Here is a 21,133-nt window from a genome sequence, read left to right on the forward strand (position 1 = left end):
AGACTTGAGATAATATAATGGTGTTGCATCCAATCGGTAGCCCCAAGTATTGAAAACTTGCAAGTCTATTACTACAATTAATGTAATAAAGAAAACTGCCACAAAAGTGTATGAAAAAATCCAGTTTTCGAGTCGACTTTTTTTAATAAAATTCGAAACAACTACCAATAAAAAAGGAATTACAGACAAATAGCCCGACATTGAGAAATCCATTCTTATCCCATTCCAAAATATTCCATAGACAGTTTCGAGTGTTAATAATTTTGTATCTTCAATGTGATAACTTAAAAATATCACTCTTGCTGACAAAAAGTACACGACCCAAAAGCAAAAATAAATTAGTAGAAATTGTAAGCGTTCTTTCATTAAATTGGTTTGATTTGCTTAATTTAGCTCAAATATAAGATAAGAAATGAAAATTGAAAATTTTGAAATTAAGTCATTTTTATAAAACATTGATTATCAACGAATTATACAAATACTTAATTATCAATTTATCAGCTCATTTGCCAAAATAAATTCTAACTTTAGTATAACCTCCACCTTAAATAAAAATATATTATTCGTAAATTCTAAAAAAATGGCAAGATTAAGATTTAAAGCAGTTGAGGAAGCTCAAAACCGAACTGCAACAAAAGTAGAAATACCTACAAGTAAAGTCACAGATTTTTATGGCTCAAATATTTTTAATGACGAAGTAATGCGTGCTATGCTTTCGCCTGAAGCCTACATGAAGGTTACCGTTGCAATCAAAAGTGGGGATAAAATTGACCGTGAGATTGCAGACGAAGTAGCCGCTGCCATGAAATCTTGGGCAGTTTCAAAAGGTGCTACTCATTATACGCACTGGTTTCAACCATTAACTGGCGGTTCGGCTGAGAAGCATGATGCATTTTTTGATATAAATCTTGATGGAAAAGCGGTTGAAAAATTTAAAGGGAGTGCATTAACTCAACAAGAACCAGATGCATCATCTTTTCCAAATGGAGGCATCCGTGCTACTTTTGAGGCTCGTGGATATACTGCTTGGGACCCAACTTCACCTGCATTTATTATGTATAATGAAGCTGGAACTGGAACACTTTGCATTCCTTCAATTTTTGTTTCGTACACTGGCGAATTGCTTGATTCTAAATCTCCACTTTTAAAATCATTGCATGCTTTAGATAAAGCCGCTACTGATGTTGCTATTATTTTCGATCGTCATGTTGAGAAAGTATCTGCAACTTTAGGTGCTGAACAAGAGTATTTTTTGGTTGACAAATCTCTTTTTAATGCTCGTCCAGATTTAATGATGTCAGGCAGAACTGTTTTTGGACATCCTCCTGCCAAAGGTCAACAGCTGGATGACCATTATTTTGGGTCAATTCCACCAAGAGTAAATGCATTTATGGTTGATTTTGAATTTGAGGCCTTAAAATTAGGTATTCCTGTTCGTACTCGTCATAATGAAGTAGCCCCTGCTCAATTTGAAGTTGCTCCGACATTTGAAGAGGTAAACTTAGCCTGCGACCACAATATCCTTCTAATGGATTTGATGAGAAAAATTGCTCGCAAACATCACTTTGAAGTCCTTTTTCATGAAAAACCATTTGCAGGAATCAATGGAAGTGGTAAACATAATAACTGGTCACTTGGTACTGATACAGGTGTAAACTTGCTTAGTCCAAGTACAAAACCAAAAGAAAGCCTTCGTTTTGTCACATTTTTGGTTAATGTAGTGAAAGCCGTTCACGATAATGCCGATTTACTTCGTGCAAGTATTGCATCAGCAGGTAACGAACATCGTTTGGGTGCGAATGAAGCCCCACCAGCCATCATTTCGATATTTTTAGGAACTCAAATGACAAAAGTCCTAAATGATATTGAAAATAAAGAAATTGTTTCGATTGAAAAAGGTGAAAATGCCTATATAAAACTTGGATTAAATCGAATTCCTTCAATTTTGCTTGATAATACAGACCGTAATCGAACTTCTCCATTTGCATTCACAGGAAATAAGTTTGAATACCGTGCTGTTGGTGGCTCTGCCAATTCGGCACAACCAATGATGATTTTAAATACAATTGTTGCTAACCAACTTCTAAAATTCAGAGTTGATTATGATACCGAAATGGTTGACCATGAAGGTAAAAAAGAAGAAGTAATCGTAAAAATCCTGAAAGGTTACATCAAAGAAAGTAAAAAGATTTTGTTTGAAGGAAATGGTTATGGAGATGCTTGGAAAGAAGAAGCTGAAGCACGTGGCTTATCTAATATTGCTAGCACCCCAGAAGCACTAAAAGCCTATTTACATAAAGATTTCATTGAGATTTTTGAAAGAATGGGTGTTTTGACAGAACGAGAATTTCATGCCCGTTACGAGATTGAATTAGAAAACTATATTAAAAAAATTCAAATTGAGTCTCGCTTAATCGGTGATTTGGCGATGAATCATGTAGTTTCGACGGCTGTAAAATACCAAGCTCGATTAGTTCAAACGGCAAAAGCATTAAAAGACATGGATTTGGACAATGAAGCACAGCCTGTTATTCATATCATTCGTGAAATTTCTGAAAGAGTGACAGAAATTTCTAAAAAAGTTAGTGAAATGACTGATTCACGAAAAAAAGCTAATAATATTGATAATATTGAAGAACAAGCAAAACTTTACGGTACTGAAGTAAAAAGTTTCTTTGACGAAATTCGTTATCATGTTGACAAACTTGAGATTTTGATTGATGACGAAGATTGGCCATTAGTAAAATACAGAGAATTGTTGTATATTCGTTAAGAATTCCACAATACTTATCTTATGAAAATTGCATCAAAACTAAGAATAAACGACATTATTAAACTATTTAGATTTATAACAGGTTTATTCTTAGTTTTTTTGTCAAATCCAACCTTTTCCCAAGCAAATGTTATTTTCGAAACATTTCCGCAAGATATTCAGTTAATTCAGAGAAACCGATTTAATCAAGCGACAGTTCCAATTATTGGAAAAGTATATACTGAAAACTTTTCTCATATCGCTTTGCAAGTTTTCAAAAATGAAAAAACTATTTTCTATCAAAAAATAAAACTTCAATACCAAAATCAATCACCTCCCAACGCTGCTTTTTCATTCCTTCCTGTTATAGAAGCAGAATTATCAGAATACAGATTTAGCGTTTATATATTTAAAAACGATGATTCAACTTTTGTCAAAGAAGCAAAGGAAGTTGTCTGTGGCGATAATATTTTAGTTTATGGCCAATCTAATGCCTTATCCAATCCTTCTGAAGAATTGGAGCGTTTTAGCGGCGACAATAAATTTGGAAGAAGCACTTATGCAATTTTTGATAAAAATGAGTTTCTATGGGTATCAACACAAAAATGGAATTATTGGAGTGCAGGCTTGATGGGTTTAGGAATTCAAAAACAACTGATTGATAAATATAAAATTCCGATCGGAATAATCAACGGTTCGGAAGGAAACAAAAGTATTGACGAGCTGAGTCTGCGAGATGAAAAATTTCATAATAATGTTTCAACAATTTATGGGCGGCTACTCAAACGAACACAAATGCTTGGTGTAGAAAAAAATGTCAAGATAATGATTTGGCGGCAAGGCGAAAGTGAAGCCACAAATCCAAACTACAAAAATGACTACAACATAAAATTCGATAAGTTTAGAAAGCAACTTTTGGAAGATTATCCATCTTTAGAAAAAATATATACTTTCCAAAATAATATCTATTTTGGAAATAATGTGTTGGCAGGTGATATTAGAGATTTTCAGAGAAAAATAAATACGATTTATGAAGATTGTGAAGTAATGTCAACTTTTGGTACAACTTCATTTGATGGCTTACATTACCTATTGGAAGGTTATGAACAAAATACGACGGATATTTCTAGATTGATTGCTCGCGATTTTCATAAAAGTACTGACACACTGGAAATTGATGCTCCGAATATTCAAGCAATTTATTTTTCAGCAAATAAGGACAGTTTAATTTTGGAATTTGATAAATTTCAGAAAATGCAGTTTCCAAAAGATGAGCCTGCAATTAATAATAATCCTTCTAAAAACATAAAAGACTATATTTATTTAGACGGAAAATCAGGTTATATTGAAAGTGGTATTGGCTCTGACAATTATATCATTTTAAAGTTGAAAACGCCTCTTGATGCTCAGAAAATAACTTATACACCAGAAAATTATTCACTAGAATTTATTTCGATTTTACCAGGAATAACACAAATTAAAAACTCAAGAGAAGTTCGAGCATTAACATTTAAGGATTTTACAGTAAAAACTATAAACGAAATTCAAATTGAAAGTTTGAATGCTGACTGGGAAACTGGCTCTGAAAGTAAAATTTCACTCAGATGGCAAGGTTTTAAATTTAGAAATTATCAATTTGTAATCGAACGTGCCGAATTCTCACCAACTAATTTCAAAGAAATTGCGAGTGTAAATGCAACTAAATTTATAGATTCAACCGTTTTAAAAGGAATAAAATACTATTACAGAATCAGAATAAAACAATTTGACAATTATTCTCCATTTAGCAATGTTGTTGAAATATCACCAATTCTTCCACTTGAAAATGAACCAATCATTTCAAATTACTTATCAGTTTATCCAAATCCAGTTTTGAAAGGAGAAAAAATAAACCTTAATCTTTTATCTGAAAAAGCATTTAAAACTATTCAAATTAGAAATATTCAAGGAAAAACTTTTGAAACAATTCATCATTCAAACCAATTAACACAACTCGATACATACAATCTTGCATCAGGAATTTATTTAATTGAAGTAATTTTAGAGGATAATACAAAATTAATTAAGAAATTTGTCATTCAGTAATTATTTAAAATCAACAAGAAATCTTTTATTAATGTTAAGTAAATTTTCGGCCAAACTCTGTCTTTTTTTAAGTCCACTTTTGATATTAATTATTGGATATTTTGTTTTTGACCCATTCAAAATCGTTAAAACCTACGATTCTTACCCAGATAATTTTGCTAAAAGTCTTAATCGAGATAGAATTTCTACGCAAATTTTCATTAATAACAATCCAAAATATCATTATAAATCATTCATTTTTGGCAGTTCACGTTCGAGTGTTTTTTATGCACGAAATTGGGGAAAACACATCAATGATGCAACACCCTATCATTTTGATGCATCTTGCGAGACAATCTCAGGCATTGCTAGCAAATTGAAATTTATTGAATCGAAAGGCAATCAAATTGAAAATGCCTTATTTGTCTTCGACAGAAGTATTTTCAATTATGAACAGGATACTCTAGGAAGTGTTTTCGTGCAGGATTATAGAGTTAGTGGCTTGTCTTGGTGGAAATATCACTTAATTTTTATTAATACATATTTCTCAAAAGGGTTTTTCATAGGATTTTATGATTACGCCATTTTTAATAATTTCAGAAAATATATGCGTAATTTTCTTGAATTTCGTAAGATTAATTATACGCCCGTAGTGAATGATTTTATTTTTACAAGCTACATTGAACAGATAAAAGCTGATTCAATCAACTATTATAATCAGCCAAATTTCTTTTACGAACGAAGTAAGAACAAAAATCTACCATCGCCAGCTATCAAGAAATATCAATTAAAATACCTACAACAGATAAAAGAAGTTTTAGCTAGGAAAAAGACAAACTTCAAAATAGTTTTAGGACCAACGTATGACCAAAACTATTTTAATAAATCTGATTATGAATTTTTGGTAAGATACTTTGGCAAAGAAAATATATATGACTTTTCAGGAATTAATGAATATACAAACGACAAAACCAATTACTACGAAATTTATCACTATAAACCTGTTGTTGCCAATCAAATTATGGATAAAATATATGCTACAAAGTAAGTTCTAAAGTAAATTTCACACCAAACTTTTTTACATTAGGTACATCTACATACGTAAGTCGATGTATAGCCTCAATTCTTAGTACCTTAAAAATGTTATTGATTCCGTAGCCTAATTCGATGTATGGTTTTGTACCAAGGCTACTGAATTTCTTTTCACCTGTTTCAATACTTGCTGGATTCATAAGTTGGTTATTATTAGACAAAGTTCCTACCAAGAATTTACCAGTAGTAAATGTCCTCCATTTTAGTTTCTTCACAAGTGGAAAGCGATTGAAAAATAGCCCTTCAAAATCATGAGTATATCTTGCCGATGCGTATCTATCACTCACAAATTCAAAGTTATTCATTAAATTGAATGAATTTCCAACGATAAAAATACTTTGATTTCCTAAATGACTTTTCAATAAAGGATAAGGAACAGTTCCAAAAATTGCCCCAGCTTCAGCCTTATAATATGTTTTACCAAAATATCCTAAATTTAGAGTATGGCTATATTTTGCCATAATTTTATGGTAAGTAAAATCGCTATTAAAAACATTTTTTGCACCTAAAATATATCTAAGTGTAATTGTAGGCGATTTAACTGTGCCAAAACTTAGTCTTTCATTATCATTTATTACCGCCAATTCATCTCTAGCTAAAGTTACCTCAGAAATAAATTCCGAAGTATTAAAGTGCGTTATCAACGGTGATGCCTCTTCAAGCTGTGGCTTTGAACGATATGAAAAATCATACAAAGGGTCAAAACTTCTGGTACGAAAACCAAAAGAGGTAAAAACACCTTTGGCAACTTCTCGTTGAAACTGGATTTTATTTTCAGTTTCATAAAAAGGACGCATCAAAGTACCAAACTTTAAATATGCCGAAAAAATTGCTCCTAATCCTAAATCTTCGTTCCTTAGTCCTACTTGTTCAATATCACGGGTATATTTTAGATTTACAGTTGTCCATGGCTTTCTTGATATAATTCTTGTTACTTCACCTCCCATTTTCCAAGCTTCATCTTTTGTACCATAGGCTAAATATCCTTGTAAAACCCATTTTTTGCTAAATTCAAAATTTGTTCTCATGCCTAATCTCATCCGCACTCCCTCCAAATTATTATATGCACCAGAATACACCAAGGGCCCGAGTTCGATTCCAGTATATATTTTTTTATATCCACTTGACAATAAAAGAGCCAAATTTGTATAACGTTTTACGGTAGGCAAATTTCTAATTGTATCAATCATTGAATAGGCCATCTGTTCTTTAACAGAAAATGGTTCTGGTCGAGCTGATTGCCAATATTTCGTGTCATTTTCTCGATAATCGGGTGAAATCTCAATTCCATTGTCAAAAAACTTGACATCTTTTACATTATCGACTACAATATCTTCATTATAATTAGTAAACTTGAGAAGCATTCCAGCAGAACTTTTTGTAACTTCAGAAACATCGACTAAAATTCTATTTTTCACAGGAAACCAAACCGAAGAAAATGGTTCTAACTCTTGTTGAATTTTTATTCTATCAACGAAATTCAAATTTGATTCCTTCGTAATTGTTACATCAATTTGAGCAATCGCGGAGGATTCTTTATCAATCCAAATTGAGCCAGCAAATGCTAAATCTTGTTTTCTTTTTGGAGTGAAATCAATTTTATAACAAAAATTATCACCAAAATATGTACTATCGGCTAAATAATAGTCGTAAATAAGCTTCCAATCATCGGCTATTGGCGAAGCAAAATTTTTGTTTAAAACATCAACTTGGTTAGTATAAAAATTATATTGTTGAAACGAAGAACCAATTAATTGAGAAGTCAAACTTCCATCTGTAACCCCAATTCCTTTGATATTAGTTTTTTCAATAATTTCTTTAGAAAGTCTCGGATTATTTCTAAAATAATAATGTGAGATGGATTCAGAAATAAAGGTTGGCAAAAGTACATTGCCTTCATCATCTGTTAATGTACCTATTTCTTCAATTGCTTTATTTACTTTTTGGGTTATTCTTCGCTCACGAAGTTTTTCACTTATTTTATTAAAATCAACCTCAATTTTATTATAACTTTTATAATCAAACCCTTTTATTTTTTTATAATTATTGTCTGCTTTAGCATCAACGGCTTTTCTAATAATTTTGTATGCAGGATTCTCTCCTGCATAAACTTTAACTTCTTGAAGTAGAATTTCAGAAGGTTTAAGTTGAATATTTAATACTTGAATAAGAGAGTCTTTAGAAATAAAAATTGTTTTGGGAAAGTAGCCTAAACTACTAATAATCAATGAATCTGAAGAAATTTTGGATAATTGAAATTGAAAATTACCTTCAAAGTCAGTGTTTTTACCAAGAGACGTTCCTTTTAAATTAACAGAAGAAAATGGAATTGGGTCTTTGCTTACTGCGTCCGTAATTTTCCCTTTGATTAAATATAAATTCTGAGAAAAAGCTGTGGTGGAAAGGAATATAAATATAAAAAAATAAATTTTTCTCATTGCTCAAACAAGTTTCTTTTTAGGCTGTTGACATTTAATTTAAAACGAAAAACAGGAGCTAAAGGTTGCTTTTTAAGCTATAAAACCATCAAAATTTATAGTAAATCATGGATTATTTATGATATTCATTTAAAAAATCTCCTTTAGGCATAAATTCTAAATCTTCTACCGATTGATTAAAATAATAAACCCAAGCATCATAAGTTTGCCCGTCGTTTTTCAATTCAACTTTCGCTTGTTTTCTAACATACTCAGAATGTGCAGGATCCATTGGATTATATTCTTCGTATCTATCCAAAAAACCAAAAAGTTTTTCAGGCTCTCTTAGTTTGTATAATTCTCCTTTTACGTAATATTTTTCACCTTTTTGACAAGGGATAATACCTGGATAATAATCAACCATGTACATTTTACCTTCCATCCTACCTTTGCCTAAAAACTCGGCATATTTATCAACCCATTGGTGCGATTCTCTGTCACCGTAATCGCTTAAAAGCGTTCCATATACAAAAAGATACTCATTCTCAGTCATTGCCTTACTTTGAAATATTACGAATATTTCCTAAAAATAATGTTTGTAATAGTATTAAAGATTGGTTGTCGCCCAAACTTGAGGCAATTTTAAGACTTTTTTCGGCACTTTCAAAATCTCCACTCCTAAATTCTAATTCACCGATAAATCGAATTACATCTGCGTTTTTTCCTAAATACATTCTTGAAGCTCTTTTTAACTCAAAAAGTGCCATTTTATAGTCTTCAAGCTTATAAAAACAGTTGGCTTTTTGTAAATATGCTTCTGCTATAGAATTATCAATTCTTAAGGTTTTCTCAAAATCATCTAAAGCAGCTGACCAATTTTCAAAAAAATAATGACATTTAGCTCTATAAAAGTAGGCAGTAGCAGATTTGGGATAATCTTTTATGACCTCTTCAAAATATCTAAATGATTTAGCACATTCATCCGATTCAAAAAGTTTGATTCCTTCCTGAAACAAGGCTTCATCCCTTTCTTGCGGCGAAATATCATTACCTAATCTAATTCTTAGATAGATGTAAATCAAAAAAGGTATGCCAATAAGCATCGCCTCCATGTTTTTATAGATTTTTAAGTTCTTCCTTTAATTTCTTTGTCAAACTATTCGCAACAATTCTATAGGATTCATCAATCCATTCACGCAGTAAAATGTCTTTTATTTTCCCATTAATCAAAACCGTATTCCAATGCTGCTTGTTCATGTGATAACCTTCTAAAACCGCATCAAATTCAGCTCTTAATTCTTGATTCTTTTCAGGTTCATTTTTAAGATTTATACTAACAAAATCGAATCCTGTTAACGCAAACATTTTTCCCATTACTTTATAAACGAGCGTATCAGGCCCAAAAGGTAGCTCTTCTGTCACACCTTTTTTGGACAAGCAATATTCACGAAATAATTCTAAATTCATTAGTAATAAAATTATCGTGTTGCACAACGAGTAACCATAATAATGATACAGACCAAAAACATCAAAATTGATATTTTATTGATTCCGTGCATCATTTTTAAGTTAAAACTATGTGGATATTTTCCTTCTTTATCTTTTACGAAGATTCTGAAAAAATATCCAAAAACTGGGCCAATTGAGAAAAATTCTTTTAATTTATTTATCATCTTATTGTTTATTAATACGCTAATTATCAAGCCATTACATAGAATATTCTAATTTCTCTTGCTCAAACCAACGCCCATCTTCTTTGATAAGTTCAATCAATTCATTAACGGCATTATCTGCATGAACAGCCTTTTTTATTACTATTTGTCCACGATACAAAGCAATTTTATCCTTTCCGATTCCAACATATCCATAATCTGCATCTGCCATTTCTCCTGGCCCGTTTACAATACAACCCATGATTCCAATCTTTACACCTTTCAAATGGTCAGTACGTTTTCTTATCATGGCGGTCGTTTCTTGCAAATCAAATAATGTTCTTCCGCAAGATGGACAACTAATATATTCTGTTTTACTCATCCTCGTTCGTGCCGCCTGTAAAATTCCAAAAGCCGTACTATTAACAGTTTTCAATCGCTCTAATTTATCTTGTTTTGTAGTTAAATCTGGTAAAGCCACCATTATTCCATCTCCAAAACCTTCAATTAAAACTCCGCCACAATCTGTTGCCGCAAAAAGTTGAAAGTCACTTTCAGGGATATTACCATATTTTTTACTCAAAATTACTGGATTTTTAATACCATATTTCAATATTTGAAAGTAAAAAGTTCTGAATTCAATCATCGAAGCGTCTGATTTTGAATTTACAACAATTACTATATTCTTATATTGTTTGATAAATTCAATAAAGACTGGCGTTAAATCATCTATTGTAAGTTGTAAAAAATTCAAACTTTCGTGTAATTCCTTTGATGGATCAAAAAAATCCTCCACAGAAAATAAGGGTAATTTATTTTGCTTATCAGTTTGAGTTTGCCAAGTTCTATAATCTAAAATTTCTTTCAATCCATTAGGTAACATGAAAGGAGCTGCTTTTTTCCCAGAATAAATGTAATCTGCACCCAAATCATTCATTCTCCATTTATCTGGTAAGGGTAAATAAAAATGCCCAATAGGCTTTAAATCATCATGATTTTCAACATCAATAGTCGAATAATCTGCAATCACTCTTGGTACATTTAAGCCTCCAAAATTACCAACTTCAAAGGTTTCTCTTCGAGTATAACTATAAGGATTTATTGGTGAAACTGGAAACGCTGTATCGTGCTTTATTAATTCTGAAAAATGATTATTTTGCTTAGAATCAGCACTTTTTGTGATTAAACTTCTTGCAACAGGAGCTTCAAATTCAGGGTCTTCTGTTAAACTTACCCTAACGGTATCACCCAAACCATCTTCCAACAAAGTACCAATTCCCATTGAAGATTTAATTCTACCATCTTCGCCTTCTCCAGCTTCAGTAACCCCCAAATGCAGTGGATACGGTTTCAATTTTTCTTCCTCAAGTCGTTGTACCAAAAGTCGGTAAGCCTGAACCATTACTTGTGGATTTGATGATTTCATCGAAATCACGATATTGAAATAGTTTTCATCTTCACAGATTCGTAAAAACTCCAAAGCTGATTCAACCATTCCCAGAGGCGTATCTCCATAACGACTCAAAATTCGGTCTGAAAGTGAACCATGATTCGTACCGATACGCATGGCTGTGCCATATTCTTTACAAATTTTTATCAAAGGCAGAAATCTTTCACGGATACGTTCTAATTCAATCGCATAACTTTCATTTGTATAATCAATAATATCAAAACGTTTTTTATCAGCGTAATTTCCTGGATTTATCCTTACTTTTTCTACAATTCTCGCTGCTAATTCAGCCGCATTCGGTGTAAAATGAATATCTGCAACCAAAGGTGTTTTATAACCTCTTTTGCGAAGTTCATTTTTAATATTTTCAAGATTTTGAGCTTCTTTAACACTTGGAGCAGTAATACGTACTAATTCACAACCACTTTCAATCATTCTAATCGACTGTTCAACAGAGCCAATGGTATCCATTGTATCAATTGTGGTCATTGATTGAACACGAATTGGTGAATCAGAACCAAGACTTAAATCTCCAATTTTGATTTGGTTGGTAATTCGACGAGAATATTCAGTGAGAGATTGACAGTATTTTTTTTGAAAATCTTGCATAAAGGCAATTAACAGATTTAATATTGAATTGAATATTTTGGTTTGATAAAAATACATCAATCCAAAAATAGAAAAGTGTTTAAATCAACATTCTAATATTTGCAAATTTAGCTATGAATATAACTATTATTACGATAGAAAGGTTGAAAAATTTGTCAACTATTATGATTGTAGTCGCATTTTGGTTATTTTTTGGTATTTTTGCAGATATTTTGATAAAATGATGATTTCGACAGAAAATAAATTACCTGTAATGGAAGCTTTTTATACGCTGCAAGGCGAAGGTTTTCATGCAGGAAGAGCAGCCTATTTTATTCGTTTGGGTGGATGTGATGTTGGCTGTGTTTGGTGTGATGTTAAAGAATCTTGGGATGCATCAATTCATCCTCAAGTTTCAATAGATAAGATTGTTGATGAAGCAAAAAAATTTACTGGACGATTAGCTGTAATCACAGGTGGTGAACCTTTAATGTATGATTTGAGCGACTTAACAATCGCCTTGAAAAATGCTGGATTTCAAACAAATATTGAAACCTCGGGAGCTCATCCAATGTCGGGCCAATGGGATTGGGTTTGCTTTTCGCCGAAAAAATTTAAGGAGGCTCATCCAAGTATATTTGAACAAGCAAATGAATTAAAAGTTATTGTTTACAATAAATCTGACTTTGCTTATGCAGAAAAATATGCTAAACTCGTCAATCCGAATTGTGTCCTTTTACTTCAACCAGAGTGGGGAAAACAAGAAGAAATGCAACCATTAATTATTGATTATATCAAAGCAAATCCACAGTGGAGAGTGAGTTTGCAAACACATAAATTTCTAAATATTCCATAAAAAAGAGCGGTTATTCTATATGAATAACCGCTCTTTTAAGTTTTTCTGTAAAACCGCTATTTACAGCATTTTCCCATGCGTTAATCTCACAATTGGATTTAATAAAATAGGCATTTTTTGAAGCACTGAAACTGTTAAATTTGAAACAAATTCATCTCCAAAAAGCTTTTGTAATTGTCTTCCTCGCCAAAGTCTATTTCTAAAATTTGTATTCAATTCTTTGGTATATTTATTTTCAAGTTCATCTCTGGTAATTTCATTATTCAGAAATCGATTGACTAAATTTGCACAAATGACAGCACCTCTGATTGCAATCGACATGCCATTTCCTGCTAATGGAGTGATTAAACCAGCAGTATCACCAACCATCAAAACATTTTTATCAACTGCGGTTTTTGGCAAAAATATAATTTCATTGATAACCAAAGGTTTTTCAAATATGAACGTCGCATTTTTAAAAATATCTCGTAAAAATGGATTTTTGCTCATAAATTCAGCTTCCATTTCCTGAATACCTCCACTTTGTTTAACAATATTTCTATTTACAAGATAACATAAACAATACTGATTATTTTCAATCGCAGAAATACCACAGTAACCATTATTAAAATTATGAAGTGCTATTAAATCCTTTGGAAAATTATATTTTATATGATATTTAACTCCAACAAAAGCCGTTGATTGTTTAGGGATTTCTCGCTGTAAAGCTTTATCTAGTTTTGCACGTTTACCATAAGCTCCAATAACCACTTTTGCTTCAAAAGTTTGACCATTATTGGTATCAATAAAAAATGTTTCATTAATTTTTTGAACTTCATCAACACTTGTATTCAAAACAAAATTAACACCATTTTTAACGGCGATTTTGTACAATTCATGGTCGATAGAATATCGGCTAACTCCAAAACCGCCCATTTCTAACCTTGTTTCAATACTTTTACCATTAACAGCTGATAATTGAAATCTTTGAATTTTAGTGGCCCCAATATCATCTAAATCTAACCCTAAACTCTCTAAAAAAGATTTAACTTCATTAGAAATATATTCACCACAAACTTTATGAAATGGATAAGCATATTTTTCGATTAAAAGTACATTAAAATTTTGGCGAGCCAGTTGAATCGAAGCGACAAGCCCTCCAAGTCCCCCTCCAATGATTATGGTATCATATTGCATAAGTTGTTATTAAATGGTTCACTATTTTTTGTATTTCAAAGCTAAGGCGTTTTTTCCAATTATTTTACCCAATGCTTCTCCTTGTTCGATTCCATCTCTAAAATGAATTCCACCATAAACTCTTGAAATACTACATTCATGAGCAGCATTCCAAAAAGATGAAAAAGTTTTTGGTGGACCAACAAAATATTTCGAATAATCAACAAAACTGATGTTTTCACCAATTTTAGCTGTTAAAACCTCCGCCATAGTTGAAGTTTGTGCAGAATGACCAGAAGGAAATTCAGGAAAAGGCGGTGTTAATAAAGCAGGTTCCCATTGATTATCTATGTATTTTTTAATGAATGCAATTGGTCTAATTAAATTATATTGGTATTTTAATCGCCAAGTTGCTATAAAAGCGTCATTTATAGCTAATGTTAAAACGCTATAAAGTTCGGTTGCTCGATTCAAGTTTACAGGATTTTGCTTCAAAACTTGTGTTAAAATTGAAACCGAATGGCCAGGAGCTGTATAAGTAAAAGTTGCGGCGTCATCCCAAAAATTGGCAATTTGTAATTTTTCACTATTGGGTGTTACTTGTTTTGAAATATTATACACTTCCAATGCCATTTTATAGAAAGGTGAATTGGGATAAATTGAAAATTCTATTGATGGTTTGATGTCAATTTCGGCTTGATTAGTTTTTAAAAACGTACGATTATTTCCCCATTTTGGATGTAACGGACCAGTATTTTCTAAGTCTGCCACACGATTAATTTCAAAACAAGATAAGCAAATCGGTAATTTATATGACATATTGTATGTTCTCATAAATGACTGATGTCCACCATCTCCTTTGGAATATTCATAAATCCAAAAGGCGATTTTTGCTCCATAAATCTTTGAAAACCTCATCGTTTCTGGTGAAAGTTGATTAGCAAAATGTGTATTTACTGAATCATTTAGTGCATAAACTTTCTCCATCCAAATGTATGGTGCAGAAATAAATAACTTATCAACTAATTTGAAAATCGTTGAATTTATGGCAACGGCTGCATTATAGTTGGTTGTTTCGATTTTCAAACTATCAGGACGTTTGAATTCTTGCAACTGCTCTGAAAGAGAAATATAGTCGTTATTGGCAGGTAATGCAGATTCGTATGCAGCCAAATTGATATATGCCATATTTCGAGCAGCTACGCAAGGTGAATAACCTTGCGTTTGTTCAATTAACTCAAAAATTAGTTCATGCCATTTAACCAACAAATCCGAATTGTTATAATTATAAACCTTCGTTGGCTCAACTTTCGTAGCCGTTGGACTTCCAACTTGGATATTTTTTTCTTCTTCAACTATGTTTTCTTCAACTTCAATTGCCTTTTTTTCAACTTTGATTTCCTTAACAGGCTTTTCTGTTTTAAGATTTTTTTCTTGAATAATCTTATCTTTTTCTAGAGAAGGTTTAGTACTATTTTGGCTGTTGGGAGGCGTTTTTTTTTGATTGACTGGTTTCTGTGAAAAGCTGTAACCGCAACTCATCATTACGGCTAATACACAAATGATTCTTTTCATATTATTTTTTTGGTGGTTCTTTAGACAAAGTAATTTAGCGTAAATACCTTTTTTTTATTCAATAATTTCATACAAATTTAATTTATTTCTTCACTTAAAAAAAATCAATGTAATTTAGTGGCTGAAATAACAATTTAACACAAAAATGCCCTCAAAAAAACTATTTCTCTTAGATGCGATGGCTCTGATTTATCGGGCTCATTTTGCTTTTGTCAAAGCTCCACGTATCACTTCAAAAGGTTTAAACACGAGTTGTGTTTTTGGCTTCGCCAATGCAATTTTGGAAGTAATTCAGAAAGAAAAACCAACGCATATTGGTGTAGCTTTTGATTTACCTGGGGGTACTTTTAGAAATGAAATGTATCCAGCATATAAAGCTAATCGACAAGAACAACCTGAGGATATTACAATTGCAATTCCTTATGTGAAAAAATTAGTCGAAGCAATGGATATTCCGCTTTTGATGGTTCAAGGTTTTGAAGCAGATGATGTGATTGGAACAATTGCAAAAAAAGCAGCTAAAGCCGATTTTGAGGTTTTTATGATGACACCAGATAAAGATTATGGGCAAATTGTAGAAGAACACGTTTATCTTTACAAACCTGCAATTTTTGGAAAGGATGTAGAAATAATGGGCGTAAAAGAAATTTGTGACCGTTGGGGCATTAGCCGTACCGAACAAATTATTGATTTATTAGGCTTAATGGGCGATGCCGTTGATAATATTCCAGGCGTTCCAGGCGTTGGTGAAAAAACGGCAGCCAAACTCATAGCAGCGTATGATTCTGTTGAAGGTCTCTATGAAAATGTTGATAAATTGACTGGAAAATTAGCCGAAACTGTCAAAAATAACAAAGAACAAGCGTTTCTTTCAAAAGAGTTAGCTCGAATAGATTTAAACGTTCCTATTGAATTCGATGAAGATTTTTTGAAAATTTCTTCACCAAAAGTTGAAATTCTTTCTCCTTTATTGGATGAATTAGAATTTAGAACGCTTAGAAAAAGGCTGTTACCTGATGAACCGCAAACCAGCGGTAGCAGTCAAACTTCTGCAAGTAAAAAACAAGATTCAACGCCAATAAATGCCTTAAAAGCAAAATCTGGCCAACAAATATCGATGTTTGAAGCGATGGCTTCTCCTAGTCAAACCACTTCAGAAAAGATTGAAAACCAGTTTTTCCAAGAAGAAATTGAAGAAAACATCTACCATGAAAGTAGCATTAAAGATACCATTTCTAATAAAATTCACGAATATCATCTGATTGATACACCAGAGCTTCGTAAAAGTTTAATACATTATTTATCAAAACAAGATGAATTTTGTTTCGATAGCGAAACAACTTCTGTTGATGCCGTTGACGCAGAAATCGTTGGTTTATCTTTTGCTTATCGTGCAGGCGAGGCTTATTATGTGCCAATGCCTGAAAACCAAATTGAAGCCCAAAGAATTATCAATGAATTCAAAGAAGTTTTTGAAAATGAGTCAATTTCAAAAATTGGGCAAAACATTAAATATGATTTGATGATTTTGAAAAATTATGGCATTGAACTCAAAGGTAAAATGTTTGATACGATGCTTGCTCATTATATCATTGAGCCTGAGCAAAGACACGGAATGGATTATCTGTCGAATATTTACTTAAATTATGACCCAGTTTCTATAGAAACTTTGATTGGAAAAGGAAAGTCGCAAGGAAGTATGCGAGATGTGGCAGCCGAAAAAATCAAAGAATATGCTGCAGAAGATGCCGATGTAACGTTACAATTAAAGTCTATTTTGCAACCAAAAATTGTAGAATATCAACAACAAAAACTCCTGGAAAACGTAGAAATGCCACTTGTAAATGTACTAGCTGGTATGGAATATGAAGGTGTTAGAATTGATATGAATGCTTTGAAAGAAATGTCAAATGTGCTAGATGTTGATGTGAAACAAATTCAATCGGATATTTTTTCGCTAGCTGGTCAAGAATTCAATGTTGCGTCACCGAAACAATTGGGAGATATTTTGTTTGATAAATTAAAACTCGATAGCAAAGCCAAAAAGACTAAAACAGGTCAATATGCTACTGGCGAAGAAATTTTATCAAAACTAGAAAATGAACATGAAATCGTTAGAAAAATTTTAGACTTTAGAGAGCTCGTAAAATTAAAAAATACTTATGTGGATGCTTTGCCAGAACTTATTTCTAAAAAAACTGGTCGAATTCATACTTCATATAACCAAGCAGTTGCGGCGACTGGTCGATTGAGTTCAACCAATCCGAATTTACAAAACATTCCGATACGGACACCAAGAGGACGTGAAATTAGAAAAGCATTTGTTCCAAGAAATGAAGATTTTCTAATTCTTTCGGCTGATTATTCTCAAATTGAATTAAGAATCATGGCCGCTTTTAGTGAGGATGAAAGTATGTTAGAAGCCTTCAATCAAGGCATAGATATTCACTCAACCACTGCCTCAAAAGTATTTAAAGTTTCGCTTGCCGACGTTACTTCTGATATGCGTCGAAAAGCAAAAATGGTAAACTTTGGCATTATTTATGGCATTTCTGCCTTTGGTTTGGCTCAAAGATTAAATATTCCGAGAGGTGAAGCTAAAGACATAATTGATGCTTATTGGGTCGAATTTCCTAAAATCAAGCTCTTTATGGATAGTACGATAAATAAAGCACGTGAAATGAAATTCGTAGAAACTATCTTAGGAAGAAGACGATATTTAAGAGACATCAACTCTCAAAATATGACCGACAGAGGTTTTGCAGAACGAAATGCAATCAATGCACCAATTCAAGGTTCGGCGGCTGATATGATTAAAGTTGCTATGATTCAAATACATGATTTCATAGAAAAAGAAAATCTTCAATCAAGAATGATTTTACAAGTGCATGACGAATTAGTTTTTGATGCCCATCGTTCTGAAGTGGACTTTTTAAAAACAAAAGTAAACGAATTGATGTGCAATGCAATTCCGATGGCAGTAAAAATGGAAACAGGTATGGGCATTGGCGAAAATTGGTTGGAAGCTCATTAATCACTAGATAAAATTCACATGAATACAAGTATAATTATCTTAGCCGCAGGGGCTTCTTCACGAATGGGAGCTCCAAAGCAATTATTGTTAGTAGATGGCAAAACACTAATTAAAAGAGTTGCTGAAGTAGCAATTGATACCCCTTGCCATCCGATTGTTACAGTATTAGGTGCAAATAGACATTTAATACGAAAAGAAATAGAAAAAATACCTATCACAGTCATTGACAATCCGCAATGGGAAAATGGCATGTCAAGTTCAATTAAAATGGGTTTAGTTGGAACTTATATGACTCAAAAAGAAATGGATGCAGTTATTTTTCTAACAGTTGATATGCCTTTTGTTACAGCCAGATTAATTAATGAAATGATTGAAAAAGCAACAGAAAACCCAGAAATAGAAATTGTTGCTTGCAAATACGATAATCAGGTCGGAATTCCAGTTTTATTTAAACGACCGCTATTCAATGATTTACTTGAACTGAAAGGTGATGAGGGTGCAAAGAAAATTGTCTTAAAAAACAAAGAAAAGACAGCCTTAATCGATTTTCCAGAAGGAAAATTCGATTTGGATACCATCGACGAATATCGCAATTTTGTATCTAATTATAACTCAAATTGATGAAACGAATAGGTTTTTATATTGCTTTACCATTTATTTACGCTGTTTCTCTGCTACCATTTAGACTATTATATGTACTTTCAGATTTTTTATATTTGTTAGTTTACTATGTAATCGGATACCGAAAATATGTGGTTCGTCAAAATTTAAGAAAAAGTTTTCCTGAGAAATCAGAAAAAGATTTGCTAAAAATTGAAAAAGATTTTTATCATTATATCGTTGATTTTTTACTTGAAATGCTCAAATGCGTGACTGTTTCTGAAGCCTCGCTCAAAAAAAGAGTAAGTGTAACAAACATTGAAGTGCTAGAAGATTTGCACAAAAAACATAAAAATATCATCGCTACATCGGGGCATTATGGCAATCATGAATTACTAAATTTAGCTTTACCTTTTGTAATTCCTTATCGTCACAAAGCCGTTTATCGTCCATTAAGTAATAAATATTTCGATAAATTTTTCTATAATTTTCGTACCAGATACGGAGCAATGATGGTTTCGATGGCGGAAGCTTCAAAGGAAATTGCTAAAATTGAAGATTTTAATTACGCATTTTTTTTGGTAAATGACCAGTCTCCTCCACCTGAAAGGTCTTATTGGACTACTTTTTTAAACCAAGAAACTGGTTTTTTTACAGGACTTGAACGGTTTGCTCGCCAATATGATATGCCAGTTGTTTATATGTGTGCCAATCGAGTTTCAAGAGGATATTACAACATCAGAATGCAACTCATTACAGAACAACCAAATCAATTGCCAGAAGGCGAAATTCTTGAAAAACATGCTCGAATACTCGAGAAAGCTATTATTGATGACCCTTCAATTTGGTTTTGGACACACAAACGATGGAAATATACTAAAGCAAATGGAGAAATCGTACCTGTAAGTTATAAAAGATGAAAACAACAAAATTCTTAATTCTTCGCTTTTCATCCATCGGTGATATTGTTCTAACAACACCTGTAATTAGGTGTATTAAATTGCAATTCCCAAATGCAGAAATTCATTTTGCCACAAAAAAGCAATTCAAAGTTTTAGTAGAAAATAACCCTTATTTAGATAAATACTTTTTATTAGAAAAATCGCTAAATTCATTCATAAAAGACTTACAGTCAGAACATTACGATTATATTATTGATTTGCATAATAATCTGCGAACCACAATTATTAAATTACGTCTATCTCAATCAAAGTCATTCAGTTTTGATAAATTAAACTTAAAAAAATGGTTATTGGTTAATTTTAAAATTAATCAAATGCCCAATATTCACATCGTTGACAGGTATTTAAAAACACTAGAATCATTTCCAATAAAAAATGATTTACAAGGCCTTGATTATTTTATTCCTGAAAAAGATTTTGTAGAAATAAATGGCAATTTTGTAGCATATGCCATTGGTGGTCAGCATTTTACTAAAAAAATGCCAACATCAAAAATGATAGAATTGTGTAAAACAATTGATGCTAAAATTGTGCTTCTTGGTGGAAAAGAAGATAATGATGCAGCCGAACAAATACAATCTGCTTTGGGCGAAAAAATATTTAATGCTTGTGGTAAATATAACCTCAATCAATCTGCCTCTCTTATTCAACAGGCAAACTTAGTTATTTCTCATGATACAGGATTGATGCACATTGCTTCAGCCTTAAAAAAAAGAGTTATCTCAATATGGGGCAATACGGTTCCTGCATTCGGAATGTACCCTTATATGACTGATTATCAGTTAGTTGAGAATAAAAATATTTCCTGCCGACCTTGTTCAAAAATCGGTTATAACCAATGCCCTAAGGGACATTTTAAATGTATGACTGATATTGATATTTCCGAAATTAAGCCTTAAATCTGCTTGATAGAAGTTTTAATTTAAACTAATCTTT

The 21,133-nt window shown here is 32.2% G+C and carries 17 protein-coding genes (1 of these 17 cut by a window edge); 8 read left to right on the forward strand and 9 right to left on the reverse strand.

Features of this window, described 5'->3' with window-relative positions; translation table 11 throughout:
* A protein-coding gene (locus tag MJQ71_RS05520; protein ID WP_238805253.1) for an LTA synthase family protein crosses the window boundary here: on the reverse strand, nucleotides 1–366 show its 5' portion. 1,485 nt of this gene lie to the left of the window's left edge; 366 of the gene's 1,851 nt are visible here — the first part of the coding sequence; the start codon lies at nucleotides 364–366; its stop codon lies beyond the left edge, outside the window.
* A 214-nt stretch (nucleotides 367–580) separates the two neighbouring features.
* On the opposite strand from MJQ71_RS05520, the gene MJQ71_RS05525 reads away from it, so the two are divergent.
* The 3 genes from MJQ71_RS05525 to MJQ71_RS05535 are packed head-to-tail and all read left to right on the forward strand — an operon-like array spanning nucleotide 581 to nucleotide 5,864.
* Complete coding sequence (locus MJQ71_RS05525; protein WP_238805255.1) at nucleotides 581–2,773, forward strand: glutamine synthetase III family protein; 2,193 nt, start codon at nucleotides 581–583, stop codon at nucleotides 2,771–2,773.
* 21 nt (nucleotides 2,774–2,794) lie between these two features.
* Nucleotides 2,795–4,837, forward strand: coding sequence for a T9SS type A sorting domain-containing protein (locus MJQ71_RS05530; RefSeq protein WP_238805257.1), 2,043 nt, complete (start codon nucleotides 2,795–2,797; stop codon nucleotides 4,835–4,837).
* A 31-nt stretch (nucleotides 4,838–4,868) separates the two neighbouring features.
* A complete protein-coding gene (locus MJQ71_RS05535) occupies nucleotides 4,869–5,864 on the forward strand; it encodes a hypothetical protein (RefSeq protein WP_238805262.1) in 996 nt (331 codons plus the stop codon).
* Here the strand turns inward: MJQ71_RS05535 and MJQ71_RS05540 are convergent.
* The 6 genes from MJQ71_RS05540 to ispG form a co-directional block, all read right to left on the reverse strand.
* Nucleotides 5,854–8,346, reverse strand: coding sequence for a DUF5686 family protein (locus MJQ71_RS05540; protein ID WP_238805264.1), 2,493 nt, complete (start codon nucleotides 8,344–8,346; stop codon nucleotides 5,854–5,856). The genes MJQ71_RS05535 and MJQ71_RS05540 overlap by 11 nt on opposite strands.
* Nucleotides 8,347–8,458: 112 nt before the next feature.
* On the reverse strand, nucleotides 8,459–8,878 hold the full coding sequence (locus MJQ71_RS05545; RefSeq protein ID WP_238805266.1) for a gamma-glutamylcyclotransferase family protein: 420 nt from the start codon (nucleotides 8,876–8,878) through the stop codon (nucleotides 8,459–8,461).
* 4 nt (nucleotides 8,879–8,882) lie between these two features.
* Entirely contained in the window at nucleotides 8,883–9,428 is a 546-nt protein-coding gene (locus MJQ71_RS05550) for a tetratricopeptide repeat protein (RefSeq protein ID WP_238805268.1), read from the reverse strand.
* Nucleotides 9,429–9,441: 13 nt separating this feature from the next.
* Nucleotides 9,442–9,792, reverse strand: a complete 351-nt coding sequence (locus MJQ71_RS05555; protein ID WP_238805270.1) for an MmcQ/YjbR family DNA-binding protein — start codon at nucleotides 9,790–9,792, stop codon at nucleotides 9,442–9,444.
* 11 nt (nucleotides 9,793–9,803) lie between these two features.
* Entirely contained in the window at nucleotides 9,804–9,998 is a 195-nt protein-coding gene (locus tag MJQ71_RS05560) for a DUF6728 family protein (RefSeq protein WP_238805272.1), read from the reverse strand.
* 34 nt (nucleotides 9,999–10,032) lie between these two features.
* On the reverse strand, nucleotides 10,033–12,036 hold the full coding sequence (gene ispG, locus MJQ71_RS05565; RefSeq protein ID WP_238805274.1) for a (E)-4-hydroxy-3-methylbut-2-enyl-diphosphate synthase: 2,004 nt from the start codon (nucleotides 12,034–12,036) through the stop codon (nucleotides 10,033–10,035).
* Between the two features lie 223 nt (nucleotides 12,037–12,259).
* Between ispG and MJQ71_RS05570 the strand changes: the two genes are divergently transcribed.
* Nucleotides 12,260–12,871 carry a 7-carboxy-7-deazaguanine synthase QueE gene (locus MJQ71_RS05570; protein ID WP_238806409.1) on the forward strand — a complete coding sequence of 204 codons (612 nt, stop codon included), beginning with the start codon at nucleotides 12,260–12,262 and terminating at the stop codon, nucleotides 12,869–12,871.
* 60 nt (nucleotides 12,872–12,931) lie between these two features.
* On the opposite strand, the gene MJQ71_RS05575 is transcribed toward MJQ71_RS05570, so the two are convergent.
* Nucleotides 12,932–14,047, reverse strand: a complete 1,116-nt coding sequence (locus MJQ71_RS05575; protein WP_238805276.1) for an NAD(P)/FAD-dependent oxidoreductase — start codon at nucleotides 14,045–14,047, stop codon at nucleotides 12,932–12,934.
* A gap of 21 nt (nucleotides 14,048–14,068) precedes the next feature.
* Nucleotides 14,069–15,601 (reverse strand): vanadium-dependent haloperoxidase, encoded by a 1,533-nt coding sequence (locus tag MJQ71_RS05580; protein WP_238805278.1) that lies wholly within the window; start codon nucleotides 15,599–15,601, stop codon nucleotides 14,069–14,071.
* Nucleotides 15,602–15,746: 145 nt separating this feature from the next.
* Here MJQ71_RS05580 and polA point away from each other — a divergent pair, with 145 nt between their 5' ends.
* The 4 genes from polA to MJQ71_RS05600 are packed head-to-tail and all read left to right on the forward strand — an operon-like array spanning nucleotide 15,747 to nucleotide 21,096.
* Nucleotides 15,747–18,635 (forward strand): DNA polymerase I, encoded by a 2,889-nt coding sequence (gene polA / locus MJQ71_RS05585; RefSeq protein WP_238805280.1) that lies wholly within the window; start codon nucleotides 15,747–15,749, stop codon nucleotides 18,633–18,635.
* Nucleotides 18,636–18,653: 18 nt separating this feature from the next.
* Nucleotides 18,654–19,256: a nucleotidyltransferase family protein gene (locus MJQ71_RS05590; protein WP_238805286.1), complete on the forward strand. Its 603-nt coding sequence runs from the start codon at nucleotides 18,654–18,656 to the stop codon at nucleotides 19,254–19,256.
* Nucleotides 19,256–20,155, forward strand: a complete 900-nt coding sequence (locus MJQ71_RS05595) for a lysophospholipid acyltransferase family protein (RefSeq protein WP_238805287.1) — start codon at nucleotides 19,256–19,258, stop codon at nucleotides 20,153–20,155. Before MJQ71_RS05590 ends, MJQ71_RS05595 begins: the two co-directional genes overlap by 1 nt.
* Complete coding sequence (locus tag MJQ71_RS05600; RefSeq protein WP_238805288.1) at nucleotides 20,152–21,096, forward strand: glycosyltransferase family 9 protein; 945 nt, start codon at nucleotides 20,152–20,154, stop codon at nucleotides 21,094–21,096. Before MJQ71_RS05595 ends, MJQ71_RS05600 begins: the two co-directional genes overlap by 4 nt.
* Nucleotides 21,097–21,133: the final 37 nt, after the last annotated feature.

This window comes from Emticicia aquatica (assembly GCF_923079645.1).
Taxonomy (GTDB): domain Bacteria; phylum Bacteroidota; class Bacteroidia; order Cytophagales; family Spirosomataceae; genus Emticicia; species Emticicia aquatica.

Coding starts and splice junctions, on each gene's coding strand:
- MJQ71_RS05525 (WP_238805255.1), top strand. CDS start 581: ATGGCAAGATTAAGATTTAAAGCAGTTGAGGAAGCTCAAAACCGAACT.
- MJQ71_RS05530 (WP_238805257.1), top strand. CDS start 2,795: ATGAAAATTGCATCAAAACTAAGAATAAACGACATTATTAAACTATTT.
- MJQ71_RS05535 (WP_238805262.1), top strand. CDS start 4,869: ATGTTAAGTAAATTTTCGGCCAAACTCTGTCTTTTTTTAAGTCCACTT.
- MJQ71_RS05540 (WP_238805264.1), bottom strand. CDS start 8,346: ATGAGAAAAATTTATTTTTTTATATTTATATTCCTTTCCACCACAGCT.
- MJQ71_RS05545 (WP_238805266.1), bottom strand. CDS start 8,878: ATGACTGAGAATGAGTATCTTTTTGTATATGGAACGCTTTTAAGCGAT.
- MJQ71_RS05550 (WP_238805268.1), bottom strand. CDS start 9,428: ATGCTTATTGGCATACCTTTTTTGATTTACATCTATCTAAGAATTAGA.
- MJQ71_RS05555 (WP_238805270.1), bottom strand. CDS start 9,792: ATGAATTTAGAATTATTTCGTGAATATTGCTTGTCCAAAAAAGGTGTG.
- MJQ71_RS05560 (WP_238805272.1), bottom strand. CDS start 9,998: ATGATAAATAAATTAAAAGAATTTTTCTCAATTGGCCCAGTTTTTGGA.
- ispG (WP_238805274.1), bottom strand. CDS start 12,036: ATGCAAGATTTTCAAAAAAAATACTGTCAATCTCTCACTGAATATTCT.
- MJQ71_RS05570 (WP_238806409.1), top strand. CDS start 12,260: ATGATTTCGACAGAAAATAAATTACCTGTAATGGAAGCTTTTTATACG.
- MJQ71_RS05575 (WP_238805276.1), bottom strand. CDS start 14,047: ATGCAATATGATACCATAATCATTGGAGGGGGACTTGGAGGGCTTGTC.
- MJQ71_RS05580 (WP_238805278.1), bottom strand. CDS start 15,601: ATGAAAAGAATCATTTGTGTATTAGCCGTAATGATGAGTTGCGGTTAC.
- polA (WP_238805280.1), top strand. CDS start 15,747: ATGCCCTCAAAAAAACTATTTCTCTTAGATGCGATGGCTCTGATTTAT.
- MJQ71_RS05590 (WP_238805286.1), top strand. CDS start 18,654: ATGAATACAAGTATAATTATCTTAGCCGCAGGGGCTTCTTCACGAATG.
- MJQ71_RS05595 (WP_238805287.1), top strand. CDS start 19,256: ATGAAACGAATAGGTTTTTATATTGCTTTACCATTTATTTACGCTGTT.
- MJQ71_RS05600 (WP_238805288.1), top strand. CDS start 20,152: ATGAAAACAACAAAATTCTTAATTCTTCGCTTTTCATCCATCGGTGAT.